At 55.7% G+C, this 15,332-nt stretch carries 11 protein-coding genes and 1 pseudogene; 7 read left to right on the top strand and 5 right to left on the bottom strand.

The features are described from left to right. The first annotated feature begins 317 nt into the window (after positions 1-317). A complete protein-coding gene (locus tag LIX93_RS03840; protein WP_226502676.1) occupies positions 318-1,646 on the top strand; it encodes a hypothetical protein in 1,329 nt (442 codons plus the stop codon). 199 nt (positions 1,647-1,845) lie between these two features. Here the strand turns inward: LIX93_RS03840 and LIX93_RS03845 are convergent, their stop codons facing one another. Beyond that, on the bottom strand, positions 1,846-2,823 hold the full coding sequence (locus tag LIX93_RS03845; RefSeq protein ID WP_226502677.1) for a tetratricopeptide repeat protein: 978 nt from the start codon (positions 2,821-2,823) through the stop codon (positions 1,846-1,848). 215 nt (positions 2,824-3,038) lie between these two features. Between LIX93_RS03845 and LIX93_RS03850 the strand changes: the two genes are divergently transcribed. From LIX93_RS03850 to LIX93_RS03865, 4 genes are all read left to right on the top strand, one after another. Further along, positions 3,039-5,135 carry an ABC-three component system protein gene (locus LIX93_RS03850; RefSeq protein WP_226502678.1) on the top strand — a complete coding sequence of 699 codons (2,097 nt, stop codon included), beginning with the start codon at positions 3,039-3,041 and terminating at the stop codon, positions 5,133-5,135. A gap of 1 nt (position 5,136) precedes the next feature. Then, complete coding sequence (locus tag LIX93_RS03855; RefSeq protein ID WP_005886847.1) at positions 5,137-5,736, top strand: ABC-three component system middle component 1; 600 nt, start codon at positions 5,137-5,139, stop codon at positions 5,734-5,736. Further along, positions 5,733-8,768, top strand: a complete 3,036-nt coding sequence (locus tag LIX93_RS03860) for an AAA family ATPase (protein ID WP_226502679.1) — start codon at positions 5,733-5,735, stop codon at positions 8,766-8,768. The genes LIX93_RS03855 and LIX93_RS03860 overlap by 4 nt, the downstream gene beginning before the upstream one ends. A 469-nt stretch (positions 8,769-9,237) precedes the next feature. Next, a complete protein-coding gene (locus LIX93_RS03865) occupies positions 9,238-9,744 on the top strand; it encodes a hypothetical protein (RefSeq protein WP_005886851.1) in 507 nt (168 codons plus the stop codon). Between the two features lie 245 nt (positions 9,745-9,989). Here LIX93_RS03865 and LIX93_RS03870 read toward each other — a convergent pair whose 3' ends face one another. Both LIX93_RS03870 and LIX93_RS03875 read right to left on the bottom strand, forming a co-directional pair. After that, positions 9,990-11,006, bottom strand: coding sequence for a hypothetical protein (locus LIX93_RS03870; RefSeq protein WP_226502680.1), 1,017 nt, complete (start codon positions 11,004-11,006; stop codon positions 9,990-9,992). 160 nt (positions 11,007-11,166) lie between these two features. Beyond that, on the bottom strand, positions 11,167-11,919 hold the full coding sequence (locus LIX93_RS03875; protein ID WP_099978856.1) for a hypothetical protein: 753 nt from the start codon (positions 11,917-11,919) through the stop codon (positions 11,167-11,169). Positions 11,920-12,105: 186 nt separating this feature from the next. Here LIX93_RS03875 and LIX93_RS03880 point away from each other — a divergent pair, with 186 nt between their 5' ends. Beyond that, positions 12,106-12,420, top strand: a complete 315-nt coding sequence (locus LIX93_RS03880; RefSeq protein ID WP_226502681.1) for a hypothetical protein — start codon at positions 12,106-12,108, stop codon at positions 12,418-12,420. Between the two features lie 127 nt (positions 12,421-12,547). Here the strand turns inward: LIX93_RS03880 and LIX93_RS03885 are convergent, their stop codons facing one another. Continuing rightward, positions 12,548-13,711 carry a hypothetical protein gene (locus LIX93_RS03885; protein ID WP_226502682.1) on the bottom strand — a complete coding sequence of 388 codons (1,164 nt, stop codon included), beginning with the start codon at positions 13,709-13,711 and terminating at the stop codon, positions 12,548-12,550. 298 nt (positions 13,712-14,009) lie between these two features. Further along, complete coding sequence (locus LIX93_RS03890) at positions 14,010-14,660, bottom strand: HAD family hydrolase (protein WP_005886860.1); 651 nt, start codon at positions 14,658-14,660, stop codon at positions 14,010-14,012. Positions 14,661-14,901: 241 nt separating this feature from the next. On the opposite strand from LIX93_RS03890, the pseudogene LIX93_RS29690 reads away from it, so the two are divergent. Next, positions 14,902-15,257: pseudogene (locus LIX93_RS29690) on the top strand (S24 family peptidase); the annotation flags it as partial. Positions 15,258-15,332 lie beyond the last annotated feature (75 nt).

Consider the following 15,332-nt stretch of genomic DNA (forward strand, 5'->3'; position numbering starts at 1 on the left):
GATTTGAAAACAAGACTTCTAATCCTCACCTCAAAGGCACCAACTATTTCCGCTTAAGCCTCGCCTGACACTCGCCAATGCGATCTTTGTCGTCCTGAACACTTGAGTGTAGGCTTTCTATGAGGAACTGGCTGACCGTTCAGCGCCCACTCCGTCATGAGTCCCAACGATGAATCCCCGTGACGTTTTTAGGCCCGCTGCACTGACCCGGTTGACCTGGTTGCCATGACTTGGTTACTTGGCTAACCCAGCAGACCCGGTTGCTCAGTTCCCGCTTACCTCAAGCGGTCAACGTGTTCGCATAGGACTTGTAATCCATGGCTGAGCCCACAGTTCCTTATCCTCTGTTCCCACCCTTGGGTTTACTCAACGACCATGCCCACGTTGAGCAGCCCATAAACCTGGAAGTTCGGCGCCGCTTGGAGTTAGTTCCCGAGCATCTGAATGCGCTGAAAGCCTGGCAAACTGGCATGGGCTTTCTTATGAAGCAATCTCGACGGTCTGGATTCCAAGACCGTCACTACAAGATGCTTTGCCCGATCATAGAGTCGATGATGCACTGGAGTTGGTCAATCCGAGGGATAGCCTTGGCTGATTGGGACAGCGCCGACGCAAGAGCTTTTATAGAGTTCATCATGAGACCGCCGATTGCTTGGGTCACGACACCGGGCTGTAGTCGGTACTCTAAAAAGACCCGGGGGAATTTTGCAAACAAGCCTCTTGATCCGCTATGGCGTCCGATCATCCGACAGACTCTCTCTGGCGATGATCCAGGGCTGAGCTCTAAACACCATCGGAACTGGTTCCTTACGCATGGACGGGAATATTTCGCTTTTACTGATTCGCTGCTCACTGACGCCGGTATCGGGACTGGAAATCCTTTTCGGGACTTATCACCTAAAGACTTCGAAGCCCGCACAGAAAATCGCCGGACAATACTCACGTCGGAGCAACTCTCCGACCTAATGGAGATTACTGAGTCGCTTGCAAACTACAGTGAGAAATCGGAACCGTTTTTGTTCATCGTCGCAGCGGCCGTCCACTCGGACATTCCTATGCGGGCGCTCACTGCCACACAGACCATCAAGCCCACTTTCTCTTACTTCAAACCCCGAGACTTCCAAGTATCCGATCCAGTCCAAAGCCAGCCAAAAACTGAATTTGCCAGCTCTTACTTGGCGTCACGGCTGGCATTTGCCAAGGGCCCAGGCTTCTTCGAGAGTCCGCTTTACCTTGGTCGCCGGTTCCACCTTTCTGCTCCATTCCAGCCCTACTTCCAGCGCTATGCGCAATTCAGACACCAGCATGATCCATTGCTGAGTGCGCATAGCTACCTGCTTCCTTTGATGCACGGCATTGATGCTTATGGCTACGGCAGCCTCATCGAAAAGTTCAGCGAGTTTACCGCCAGCATCTTACAAGACCTCCGCGCTAGGCCTGCATCAGCTAGGATGCACTGGAAAGGTTCGGACAAGCTTGACCCCAGTGCTTCACTGACATTTGCCGAGCTGCGTGAATCGGCAAAGCGCGCAGGCCTCATTCCCAAGGGCTTCGTCTCGCAGGATGTCGGGGCTAACGACAATGTTTGGCCAGATATTGGAATTCGCCAAGACATATCAAAATCCCACTGGTTTCAGACTCACTGAGGTGTACAGGGTAAATTGTCAAAGCTTGGTAACCGAAGCGACTGGTTCACCTCCTAGCCTGCTTTCCGAGCTTTGGCCTAGCCCCCTCCTCTACGTCGGCCGTAATGACGGATCATTGAGGCGCGCGCCCACAGGGTCGCTGGCGTGCACGTAGCTTTTGATTGGCGTCTCAGAACGCACAACCAAAACCATTCGCGGATCACAACCGCTTCAGCAGCGAATCCAGCTTCCTCTTAACCCCAATCTTTGGGTTCAAGCGCAGAGCTTCCTCATAACACCGGATAGCCTCGCGACCTTGACCAAGCGCCTCATGGGCCAACCCTTGCACCTTCAACGCTGTCGGCTTCCAAGCTGGATTATCGTCCGCCCCCAAAACTCGAGATCCAATCACCGCGGCCAGAATCCTCTCCAATTCAGACGTGGAGCATCCAACCTTCAGCATGGCCTCGGCAGTTAGAATGACGTCCGTATAGTTGGTCGAGCTCAGCACGGCTTCATCTGCGGCGTCCTCATCCACCAGAGCCCCGTCAGCCCCGTAACGGTACTCGCCTCCGCCTGAGACCTTGACCACCAGTTGCCGCGACTTCTCATCAAACCCGATGTGCTCGCCGGCACGCTGCGGCGTGACCGCGAAAAGCTCCACGCCTTCTTTGAGGTCATACAAAGCGAGCTTACGCCCATCCTCAGTCGGGCTGTTTGCGGTGAGGCAGTACGCCAGGAGGCCATTGCGAGAAATTCCGCTCTGCAGAATATTTGCGCTCAGCACCTTGGTGATTATCGGTAGACCCTGAGAAGTGAAGACGTGAAATGTGCCGGACAGCGCGCTCCCGAAGTGCCAGTCTTCCAGGCAGAAGCTGCCGTTGTCCGCGACTGCGCCGTTGTTCGGACGGGGCATTCTGGCATCGACCAAAACAGCATTGTTGGCGACATCAATAAGGACATACCTGCCCTCACCTTCCTCGCGGTGCCCGCCACGCCGTCCATCCGGCGTCGAATCCTTCCAGGAGATCGCCCACGCCTTCTTAGGTGAGTATTTATAGAGCCCGTAGTAATCGCGGGCTGGCACGGTAAGCAGTCCACCTTCGAATTCAAAGCTGTCGCGGCCGCCTGGATTCTTCGGCGGGGATTCAACGCGTACAGCTTTACGCTTCCCAAACAACCAGTCCAACATGCCCATCGCTGCCCGCTCCCCTTGGCAATGGCCTGAATACAATGTTCAGTAAACATAGCTTGCATGATGAAACAACCTCATGCCTGTACGGTGGGATAATCCGTGTCTGCCTCTTTGCCTAAGCGCGGCGCGCCAGTACGACCGCCAGCCGCCAAGTGTTAAGATGTGGCGAACTGCCAGCGGAGCTGGCCAACAAGATAATGAAGTAAAGGGATGTCAGTATGATCAGACGGTTTCGGCTGGAGCAGAAGTCGCTTTACGAGAAACTGGTCATTGCTCAGCGCTTGTCGGACATGTTGGAAAAATTCCTCGACGGGCGTCGGGCTCCGCTAGAAATTGGTGCTGAGCAAGGCGGTATCGAAGAGTGGGATGATGTTGTAATCGTCCATTCACGAGATTCATTCGAGCACCTGCAAATCAAGCGCCAGAGCACGCCCTTCTGCACCAAAGACCCCGATATGCGGGTATATCTGGCCAAACTCGCAGAGAAGAGACTCGCCCGCGAAAAGAGCAAAGCCGCCAAAGCTGCTAAAGCCGCCAAGGGTGGCAAGGCTGCCTCCGTACCCCTCGTTACGGAAAAGCCTGTTACGGACAAGCCTATTGCTACGGATGATGATATTGGTGCGGACGAAGCTGTTGCCACACTGGTTGCCGTAGACGATCCCGCAAATGCTGACGATGCTGCTGACGCGGCCAAGGATAGCCTTTCCGTTCTTGATTCGGCCTTTTCAAGCTTAGCCAGGCACGCTCGCGCCGGCACATTTGCCCAATTGCCTGAACGTCGATTTCAGCTGACGCTTTTAGGGGCACACCTAAGCATCAAGGACAAGCTGACCGTTAACCATCTGGACGAGCTGTGTAAGCTGTGCCGCCAGATAGGACTCAATCCCGACGACTTGGCGAAGCGTGTCGACGGGCCGACAACCCGGGCTCATCTCTGGCTTACGACCTGGTGTGGCTTTGAAGATTGGACGCAGATCATCGACACCCTCAAGCGTGTCACGGTCGTCTGCGTGGGGAACGACGCGACATTACAGCAGCGCTCAGTCGAATCCCTGGGCAGGCATTTCACCAATCCGGAACGCGCCCTCGAACAGCTTATTTCGGTGATCACCGCCGAGGTCTCTGACGTTTCGGCCCTGGGGTGTCATGCGATTATCCATGAGCTCAGAGACGAGCTTCGCCCCGATATCGAAACTTGGGCTCAATACCTGCTAGGGGATGAAGTCCAACCTTCCGGCAAGACCTGGTCGTTTTCTGGCACCCATGATCTCGGTGCGCTCTCCCCCCGAACAGCCCAGGGTGTCGTGAATCACCTTTGGGGCAGTGCACCAGGGAATCGGAAGCTTAGGGTGTATGCACCGTACTCGCCTCCCATAGGAGCGAACCTTACGCTTCCATCCGCAATATTGAGAATGGCGCTGCATCTGCCACACGGCAGTCAAAGCCTGATGCAGGGCGCGCAAACCTGGCGCACCAATGTTGGCCATGAAGTCGGGCACACCCTCGGTTGCGCCGAGAGCGACCTTAAAGATCTCTCGTGGATGGATAACACTGAGGCGCTCGTGAGCTCCCTGGATCATGAGTTCAAGACCCTGAGTGCTGCTCGAGCGGAAGCTGTAGCGCTCGCAAGTGCCATGGACGACTTGGTGTGGCAACGGCTAACTCAAAGTGTTTCTGCAAAGCTAAACGCCGTAAAAGATTCTGACCTTGCTGATGCCATGGAAGCGATTTGGCTAGAGTGGTTGGACGGATTCACGAAGAATCCGGAGAGCCGTCGTCAATTTCTGGAGCAGCTTCTATACCCGGAGACGGAAGGGAAAAATGCTACCCACGCACTTCGCCTTGGCCCTCGCACCGTAGACCTGCTGGTTAGCGCCGTCGAACTGCTTTTGCTGGTCGCCGTAGGGGTTGGAGGTGCAGGCACCGCTTGGAAGCATTTCCCGGAGTTTGGGGAGGTTCTGAGTATTGCCCTCAAGTACTGGTCTGGCCCGGCAACTGTAGCTCCTGAAGTCCGTGAGATATCCGACGATCTGTTGATCAACGTTATCGGCCCGTCCCCTGCCCCAGTCGTGATCCTGTCTGGCGTCAGCACTCCCCCTTCAGAACTCTTGAATACAGGTATGGCTGACGATGCAGAGTCGGCCACCAGCATGGCTGCAGAACGCCGACCACATCTGCTCGTGACCCGCTCTGGCGTATTCAACCAGTTGCGCTTCGGCACGCTGGCCACAGTGCGGCAACACTTTAGTAAACAATTGCAAGATCGACTGGTGGCGCGCCAGTCCGCCATCGACACGAACACGAAAGGAATCTGACATGCTAACAATCTCGGAGATGGTGGAAGCCATCTCGAACCGTGCCGAAGGTCGCTATGAGGTCGCCTATCCGGACTCGGTGGAACTGCCATCGCCGTTGGCTGAGATCGCGAGCGCAGGGATGCAGCTGAAACGGGTTAATCAGGAAGGTGCGGGCTGGCGGACTGTCTTGATCGCCGCCCTTCCCTACGACGTGTCTAAAATCCAGGGAGCGTTTCGGTGGGCGGCAGATGTCCGTGACATGCTCCCGGAGCCGCAAACTGCTGACCTCTACATGTTCATGCTCATTGAGGGTGTTGCGTCTGAGGACGCTGCTCGGCTCGAGACGGACGACCGCTTCTGCAGAAAGGTAGTCGTCAGAGAGGGCGAAGACGCCGGTTCCTTTCTCGACCGCAGCTTCCTTGCGACACTTTCGATTCCCGGTAGCTCCGACAGCATTAGTGACCCATTGTCAGCTTCCCTCAGCGCCCTCGTCCTGGCGCATACGTGGGTCAAGCCGCATCGCGATGAATGGCGCGAGCTCCTGCTTTCCGGCAAATCGGGTGGCGAAATTGCTGAGGCCCTTAGGATCTCGGCGTTTGGCGAGGAGGACGAGAAATGAATCAATTAAAGTCCATAACGCTCTCGAACATCCGCCGGTTTGGCGCCGAAACGAAGATTGAGCTCAGCCGCGGGGCCACGATCTTGCTCGCCCCCAATGGCACTGGGAAAACCGCGATCTTCGAAGCGGTTGAGTTCGCATTGACGGGCAAGATCTCTCGCCTCGACGGAAACCTCGTTCCAATCATCCGAGACTCTCAATCCATGGCTCGAGTGAGCCTTGATTTCGGTGATCTGCAAGCCAGCGCTCAAGTCAACAAAAGTGGGGACGTTGAGACAACGGGTGATCTGAGCCTTCTATTCCCCTCGAAAGATCCTGCCGACATACCCTTTCTGCTCAGGCTCACCCACCTGCTTGATCAGCGCGAGGGTGAATGGCTGGTCAAGGCAGATCCAAAGGTCGCGGGCTCCCAGTTGGAACGGTTGCCGATTGGCAAGGACGGCAGCCAGGTAAGCTCTGCTCTCGCGAGCATCCGGCGGGCGCTCACAGAGCAGATCAAGCAAGCGAAAGCGTCGCTGGATTCGCTCGAAGCCGAGTTTGCAGAATGGCAAAGCCTGAGCCTTGACCGAGACCAGGCGGCTGTCCAAACCCAAGGGGCGCTGCGCAGCAGGGAAAGCATTGCTGAGTCGATATCGGACATTGCTCAACAGGCGCAAAGCCTCGACCAATTGCCCTCCGGGCTGCTCGTACCTCCATTGGGCCAAGATGGATTGGAGACGGTGCATGATGCACTGGAGCAACTGGTTCAAAACAAGCTCGAGCGACTTCGTGAACAGATCAAGGAATTGGCTGAGGTCGACGGGCTCATAGGCCGGTTTGTGTCTGAACAAGCTCGTTCAGAGCAGCTCAGTACCGAGTTCCTCTCCGCGACGCAGGAACTGAACCAGAAGAGAGAACATCGCTCGGTGGCCGTGGCAGCTCTTGAGCAGCTACAACGAGAGTTGGTCGCTGCAGAAACTGAACGCGACACGATTGCTCAGCAACTCAATCGGTACGTGAATGAGACCAACGCCAAGGAGACGGTTGAGCAACGCCAGCAGGTTCTGAAGACAACCGACGACGCCCTAACCATCGCTGAATCGCAAGCTTCTACGGCGCGCAGAATGCACGAAGGACACGAGCAGCTCGGTGTTCAACATGACCTGATCAATGGTCAGCGCAAGACGCTGCTGCAAATAGACTCCGACCTCCTCACAGCTCAAGAACTCCTGGATCGCTGGGAGCTGACTCTTCAGCGAGTTGCAGAAGTTACCGGCACCATCAGCGGCGAAGCAGCACATGAAGAGCTTCTCAGCGAACAGCTTCGTGTCGCGCTAGAGGCCAGAGCGACCGCTGAGGAAGAAGATCAGGCCGCCAAGGGCCATCATGAAAATCTGACATCTGCGGCTGACTCAATACGCCAAGCTGTTGCAGCCATCGCGGCCCATTTGCCTCCCGACCGCGGTGATTGCCCGCTGTGTGGCGAAGAACATGGCGCGGTCGGCTTACATGAGCGTGTCGCCAAGGCGCTAGCGGCTATCGACCCGAATATCGTCGAAGCCGAACGACGTGTAAAAAGGGCCGCGGATGTTCTCCGAGAATCTACTGAGGCAGTGACGAACGCTGAAGCAGAACTCAGAGCATGTCAGTACAGGATTATTGACCTAGAGTCGCAGCAGGGATACCTGACAGCCGATATCGTCGAGATCAGCTTGAACAATCTGCTCGGCGGCGACACGGTTCCCTTGGCGAAAGAGTCCATCCGGCTTCGCGTTGATGCCAATGCCGCTGCGAAGCTTCAACTGGACGATAAACAGCGCAACCTCGCTCCGCGGGTAAGCTCAGAAGTCTTTGAGCAGACAAGGAATGAATACGACTCCGCTGTTCGCGCAGTGGACTCCGCGCGGCAGGCCCGTTCAGAGGCCAGTAGCCGGCTGGAGCAAGCGACTGCGGCGTTGGCAGCGATCACCGCAGACGCCCCGCCAGCTCAATCCTTGGAAGATCTGTCTACCGCGCAGAACCAGACCGCCAATCAGCTCGTTGAGTTAGGTGCCAAGATAATTGCCGAACAGACTGCCTTGGATCGTCAGCAGGCCCAACTGACCGATGCCACGATCGCTGCAGCTGGTTTGGAAACACAGCTGTCTGAAGCGCAAGCACGATTGGCTACCATCAGGGCGTCCTGGCGTCAGCTCTCATTCGCCGGCGATCCCACAGCCGCGGTTGCGAGCAGCCATGAGGCTCAGTTGCAGTCCACCAGCACTGAGCTAACTAGGCACTCGGAAACGCTTCAGACCATCAAGATCGAGATCGGAGCGTGGAGCAAGATAGAGCAGGCCCGGCTCGCTCAGGGGCTTCTTGATCGCCGGCGCGGCGAGCGGTCGGAGGATGAGTTCTCGACCCACCTGAATCAACAGGTCGAATCGAAGCGCACGGGCGTGCAGCGCCTATCGCAATTGTCTGCAGCGATGGAGTCGCTCAACCAGTCCCTTTCCTCCGAAATCGCGAACGTCCAGAAAAACGTTCAGGCAGTGATGCCTCGGTGGCAAGCATTGCTCAAACGCGTGGTCAGGGAGCAAAGGTTTACCGGGACGAATCTGAGTTTCCGAAGCTCCTATCAAAAGGCACGTGCTGAGGTATCTGTGCCGCTCCACGGGGGGTTAGCCCCAGTACCCTCGATAGCCAGCGAGGCTCAACTGACGGATCTGCAACTGACGTTCCTGCTTTCAATGGCCTTGGAACATCAGTGGTCTCCGTGGCGCGGGCTCCTCCTTGATGATCCCACACAGCATCACGATCTGGTGCATGCCGCGTCCGTCTTTGATGTGCTTCGCGACTACATCATTAATCATGATTTCCAAGTGGTCATCGCGACGCACGATGCCCTTCAGGCCCGCTACTTCATGCGCAAACTGCAGAATGATGGAATCGACGCACGCATATGGTCACTTGTTCCGACCCCTGAGGGCGTAACCGCGGTGGAAACCCCTTGGCCGGGTAGAAGCCAGATCACGATTGACGAGCAGTCACCACCGGCGCTCGACGATGTGTGAGTACTAGATAGGATCTGAAGGCTGCAGCGACTGTGCCGGGTGTTGATCCGGCACGGTCAAATAATAACGACGCTCTCTGCTGCAATTCGGGCTTGCCGCGACCCAACCATTGCCTCTTAGCCTCATAACTCACCATTCACAACAGCGCGAACGGCTCGCTTTTCCTTGAATCAATAACCTTTTTAAATTGGTTGCTCCGGCTTTCGCTCCATAGGCATCATGGAATGAAACAACAATAAGACGCTATCCATGTCCCAGCACCCGATCACATTCCTCATAGGCGATCGCAGTAAAGCGATTGGGGTAGCTGAGTAATGCCTCTGAACTAAGGATTGCTGATGAGATTTGCGGCTGGTGTTCAACGACCAGAAGCATTCAACAGCGCACTGGCTAGCATGGTCAACACTTGCGATGCGCTTCGCTCAATGGTTAACGTGTAAGAAAACAATAACAAAAAGGATCGCGCGTAATGTCCCAGACAAGCTCTAGCTTCCGTACAGTCAAATCCAAAAAGGGCGATCATGAGGTGACTCGCCATGTCACCGACAAGGCGGAAAGCCGGCTGCTCAGTAAATTTCAGTCGCTTGGCTATCTCTTGTGCTGGGTAGATGACATAGCCAAGGATGAGTCTGACATCGGAGGATCAATCACTGCCCTGTTTTCCTTCGATGCTGAGGTCGCTGCATTAGGTTTTGACCGGTACGACCCGGTGCACATATTGACGGCTCCCAGCTGGAAGATACGTATGTACGCTGCCTGGTGTGTGCTGGGTGGCTTAGAACGCACCATTGCTGCGCAACTCGATTACACGGAGGTTCACAACTACTGGCCTAATGCTGATTTCTGTGACCCTGCATGGGATGAGGAAGTGAGGCAGTGGGCGGCCACCGTCACGAGCTACGATGAGCCTTCTGAATTCAAAATCGGTGAGATAGCCGGATACCCTCCCCGACCGAAACTGGTATTCAAGGTCTGAGGAAGACCAGCGGCGGCTGATTCAGCCTCCGGGGAGCAAAAACTGAGTCTTTGATGGTCAGGCAGTCTATTGGCCGCATCGATTAGCCGTATGCCCTGTGATTCCAGCTACTCAATCGATAGCTGGAATCACAGCGACACTCCCGGGCGTCGCGCTGGCGGCGCACCGCCACTTCGTATTGTTTGATCACATCACGTTCGGGCCGCTCGGCTACCCCTGATGCATGCTCTAGAAGCCCGTGCCAATCAACGAACATCTCGAACGTTATCAAACGACCAGTCCGCCAGCCCCTCGCAGCCCGCTACCAGGTAATCCGATCTTATCCCCAAGGTCGGATCCGCCATGAATGCCATGAAGTCTAAAGCCTGGCTCTTCGCGACGGTATCTAGCGAGTCCCACCAGGAGATCCGGATTGCATGATTCTCGCAACACGCGAGCGAGAACCGCAGCAACATATCCTCAATTTTCCCAACGCCGCGCCCTGATTCAGCCAACGAATAAACGAATCGCTCGCAACTCAGATCGCTTGATTCATGCCACGCCAAAACGAAGGCCCAGCCGTATTCGGTGCGGGCTGTGAAGAAGACCAAGAGATCCAGATTTTTGGTTTCGGGGCTCAGATCCTGTAGCTGGCGGCCTTGAAAATCAAAATCGGGGAAGATCAGTCCCGAGGCCTGCAGCGAGCATCGAGATGTCGAACCAAAGATAATGAACTTCAGGCCGGTGAAATCACTGGCCGAGAGACAGTGATCGTAGATGAGCTTGTGACGCTTGAGGCGCTTAAAACCGAGGGACTGTCCATACGCAGCGCCAGCCAGCATCTGGCGTTGCTCAACTCCGAGCCCTGGGTGTTTGAACATCTCAGTGAGGGACTTCGACGCGTTCTCTTTGACGAAATATTCTCGGCAGATACTGCGATATGCGTACAGCGCAACCTGGTGAGGATCGATCGACAGGGGCCGATCATCAATGGGTGAGAAGAGCTTGTTGTCGTGCTGCTTGCACATCCCTGGAAAGGTTGACGCGCGATTTACCCCAATTTTTTTGGGCAGTGGTTTGCCTCCCGTTTCCTTCAAGGTCGACAGGTCGGCATTGACCCGGTACACATGACCATCTTCAGCAATCAGGCCCAGTTGTCCCCGTTTCTGTATGGAGTGGGCCGAGATGATCTCGTTGCATTGCACGCCATCACTGAAGTGCAGGCAGCGCCCCCTCTTGCTCTGCAGTTTCATCGCTGCCTGATGTGCATTTGCGAACGACATATCTGAATCCTAGGGTACGGGGTCACGGGATCGGGCTCGGCGCGGCGTCGCCGCAGCCCGTATAACAGGAATGGTCGGCTGTGCGGTGGCCCGATCAAGGTGCTGCGCTATACGGCGCAACCTCCAAATCTGGCCATGCCGACTCGATGCGATTTCACCGTTATTTCTTCGCAGCTTCAACCCAGTTGGCATAGGTAGTTGCTGCAGCCTCAAGGCGATCCAGTGTCGGTTTAGTCTTCAGTCCGGCGATCTTTATCGCGAGTACCGCAAGCTCATCCGCTGCATCTGGCTTCCATCCATGAGCCACCGCCCACGCCCTGATGTCATCTGCGTCCAGAGAGTGATTCTTCCGTCGCAAGATTTTGAGAGTCCGAACAGCATGCTCCTTGTCATTAGGATGTGAGAGCGGGTTGGACGGGTTCACACGGCGGGTGAGTGACTCCATGGCCTTGACTACTACCGGGTCATCTATCAGTTTCGCCCGCTGAGTTTGCCGCACGCCATCTACCATGGGCGACCAAGATTTAATCCACTCGGCCACGGCGTCTTCACCCCAAGGTAAGGCAATCACCGCGGCCACCTGACCTGCAGCATCGACCTTGTCCATGATGTCCTTGCTCGCGTACGGACAAATGACCAATGTACCTGGCGAAAAGTATGTCAGCGTCCTCTTTGTCATCAGCCGAGCGGGCTTTCCAACCACCGTAGTGCGCTCACCTTTTTCCAGTGCCTTGACGCGGGTCGCGCCCAGGAAGGCACCGATCGTGGTGCTCACCTTGATGTTGGCCATTGCCGGAACGAGAATCACGACTTCATTGATGGCGTGGCTCGGGTCGCTGCAAAGGTTCTCTGCGTATCGGAACGCTGCATCAAAGGCATCGTTGGTAAACACGACTCTGATAGGATCTGGCACGGATAACTCCTTGTAAATTCGAGCCAACCATACTCGGCAAAGTGCGCGGAAAAATCTACTCCTGGAGGGCCGATGCGCACGCGTCTGATCGCCGTTTGCAGACGCGAAAGCCTATGCGGATCACGCAACCGATCCCCTCGTTCGTATACCATTGCGTGAACTTAGATCGAGAAAGGTGCATCTGCTTTGTCCCCTACGCCCCTTACCGCCCGCGAGGCTTACCAGGTAATGCGCGACATCGCGCTGGGAGTTCGCACCATGCGGCGCTTAGGCATGCATTCCTGGGCTGAAATCTATACGGGGCTGATGACTGTCGAGGTGGATAGCTGGGTGATCACCTTTTATAATGATTGCGATATGCTCGACTACTGCGACAGTTGCTACTGTGCTGATGGCCGCGCCTACAGATTTGATTCATTCCAGCGATTTGGTACCGACCCTGTTGAGCTGCTTAGCACTTGGGAACATGCCCAGCTGGAAAAGCTACTATCTGCTCTATAAGCCATGGCGCATTAGATTGTCCCCGCGCCTAACCCGCTGACGGCCACGTTTCTAAACGAGCAGCCCGCCCAGCCTGGAGTACGTCCAGACAGGCCAGCAGTCCTCCAAATCACCCATGCATCGTCACTCAGTCACCGGATGGTTCGGCATAACGATCCCTCGCGAAGAGCCAATCCTCGGGTATTTCCGACAACGATGGGTCACCTGCCATCATCGCCTCTGTCGGACGCTCGCTGCGCATGGCTTCGATTTGTTGTGCCAAATTATCGGCGAACCATTGAAGTGACTCGAACTGGGTCGCGACTCTCAAGAAATGCTGTTCGCTTAGCCTGAAAACACCGACTCGGTTTTCCCAGTCATCGGCAATTCCCTTTCCCTCAGAGTTGCCGCGCTCCTTGTTTACTCTTGGCGCGATCTGAATGGCGCTGATGCCATCCATGAGAATCACCGGTTCCAACGCCCGCTCATCCAACAGCTGCCTCACCACTGCCAAGTCAATCAAGACGAGGCACGTAAACCGTTCCTGCATGAACAACACCGTATTGGCGGGAGACAGTGTGACGGTGAACGATTTGTGATGCTGCCAGGTGGGTTCAGGAGTTAGAGAAACGGTCAACGTGGTGGGCGTTTGATATTGCCCGTGTAGATCTAAAAAAGCCTCGGCCCTCCCAGCAACATTCCATCCGCACAGGTACGTCAGGCCAAGCTCAGGGGCCACAACCGCCGTCCCATGTTGCTGGGCCTTCGTCAGACACTCGTTGATCTGATCCTCGTAGCTGACGAGGGGAACAGAGACTTCAACGCGCTTGGCATTGGCCAGTCCTCGAAAATTCGGCGCGTAGTCATTTGCAAAGAACTCCTGCAGCACCCGAATTTGTTCCTGCTGCTTCTTCACGCGCATGTTGGTGTTCTTAGAGCTTTTGATCTCCCAAGGTAGTGGATCGGCAGCGCCCATCAAGCAGACGTCACCGTGGCGGATCACGTTCGTAAGGTCTGACAGGATGGCAGGCACGTTCATGGCCAAAGCCCTGCGCAGAAAGCGATACTCGTTTATGAACCCAGTCTTGCCGAGCATAAAGCCCGGGTCGCTCTTCACCTCGTACTCCCCATCAAAATACAGGTGCTTGAGGCTGTAGGAGCTTTGATAGACACAAGCGATGCCATCACCAAAGCATTTCCACAAAAAGATCAAATGGTGGAGATCCTGGATCCGACTAGCAGCTTTTGACGCTAGGGCCTTGAGGATTGTTGATCTTTCCCTCGTTGAACCTTTGCGCTTCAAGGATTGCATGCGAGCTCTCGCCTTCTTGAGCCGCTTTACCCGATGCTCAGCTGTGATGATCTGTCGGAGCAGAAAGCGCTGGAGAGTCAGCACTGTGCTGAGGTCGTCAGGATCTTGCCGAATCTTAGAGAGCAGGAGCGCGGCCAGCCCGAGGTGTTGGATTTGTCTGGGAAACCTCATGACCATGGCCCTGCTTTTGGATGGAAGCCGCATGGTGGACGACGAGCCCATCGGTCATCAAGTCGCATGAACTGCTGGGGCTCGTGGGAAACACTTCCTGAGTGGCTTGGTCGGTGGACGTTAACCATCAACCGGTGGCTGATTCCCGCCTCGACTCGATGACCAAGTGGGCGAACTGAACCAGATTCCGCACCCCTTCTCTACCCGCTCGATCTAGATGAAAGCCAAGCATCCCTACGGCCCTGGGCCCATCTCTGTCGCACTTTATTGAGTCGCCGACCATTGCGATCTGCGAACTACGCTCGCCGAAGATTTCGCCAGGTGTAACCCCTAGAGCACTGCAGATGGACTGGTAGATCACGGCATCAGGCTTCATCGCGCCAACCTGATAGCTGAGGGCGTATGCATCAAGGTCAGGAAAGGCCTTAAGCACCGCGGCCCCATAGGGCTCGCAAAGATTCGAGCAGATGCCCACCCTGACGCCGTCTGCGCGCAGCATTGCTACGGCCTCAACCCCATCCTCAAAGGGGCTGATAGAGGCGATCTCGCGCTCCAGATCGCCTTGCAGAGCCTTTAGCCGAGTGGGCGAAATGCTGATACCCAGCTGACTTGCAGCCTCTTCCAGCGGCCATGGGTTGCTCATCAGCACCCGCACATCGTTTGGAGAGGGCGTGCGGCCATGAGCGATGCCATCCTTGAGCAATTGCCGGAAGGGATGAAGCTTGCTCCTAAGTTCGAGCACAGTGCCAAAGGCGTCGAAGACAACAGCTGTAATCATTGGAGGTACCTCTTTGGCTCGCACAGCCTGACTTTCTTGGACACTCATCACAGAATTGCGAACGTATCACCCTGGCCGAATTTGTCTATCCCGGCGGCGGACGAGTGGACGACCGAGGATCAAGCGCACTTTTATGGAAGATCGAGTCGAAAATCCGGTTTGCCCTGCTGTCGTTCAAATGTGGCTGGTGACGATTTTACCGTGTACTGTATATGCATCCAGCACCACAAGAAATGCTCCTATGAACCTCATTTCCCTACGCCAAATCACTGAATCCGAGCTGCCTACCCTCCTCCAGGTTCTGTCAGGTCGCGCCTCGGGCGGCTTTCCCAGTCCAGCGGCCGATCACTACGAAGCCCGATCTCCCTGGACGACCTGGTAGACCTTAGAGCTCCACACGTCTGGCTCGGTGAAACGGAGGGGGACAGCATGTCGCCGGCGGGTATCTTGAACGGTACCAAGCTTGTCATCGACAGGGCACGGACGCATCAGGTTGGCAATGTGGTGGTGGCATATATCGACAATCAGCCTGTGGTCAAACGTCTGGATCGACAGCTCAATGGTGGCTGGATGCTGAGCTCTGACAACCCCAAGTACAGATCATAACACCGGCGTTGCACGCGCTGGCTTCGTCGGTCACGGCGTACCACGTTCAACAGCTGATTCCTGGCT

The organism is Pseudomonas sp. MWU16-30317, assembly GCF_020515695.1.
Classification (GTDB): domain Bacteria; phylum Pseudomonadota; class Gammaproteobacteria; order Pseudomonadales; family Pseudomonadaceae; genus Aquipseudomonas.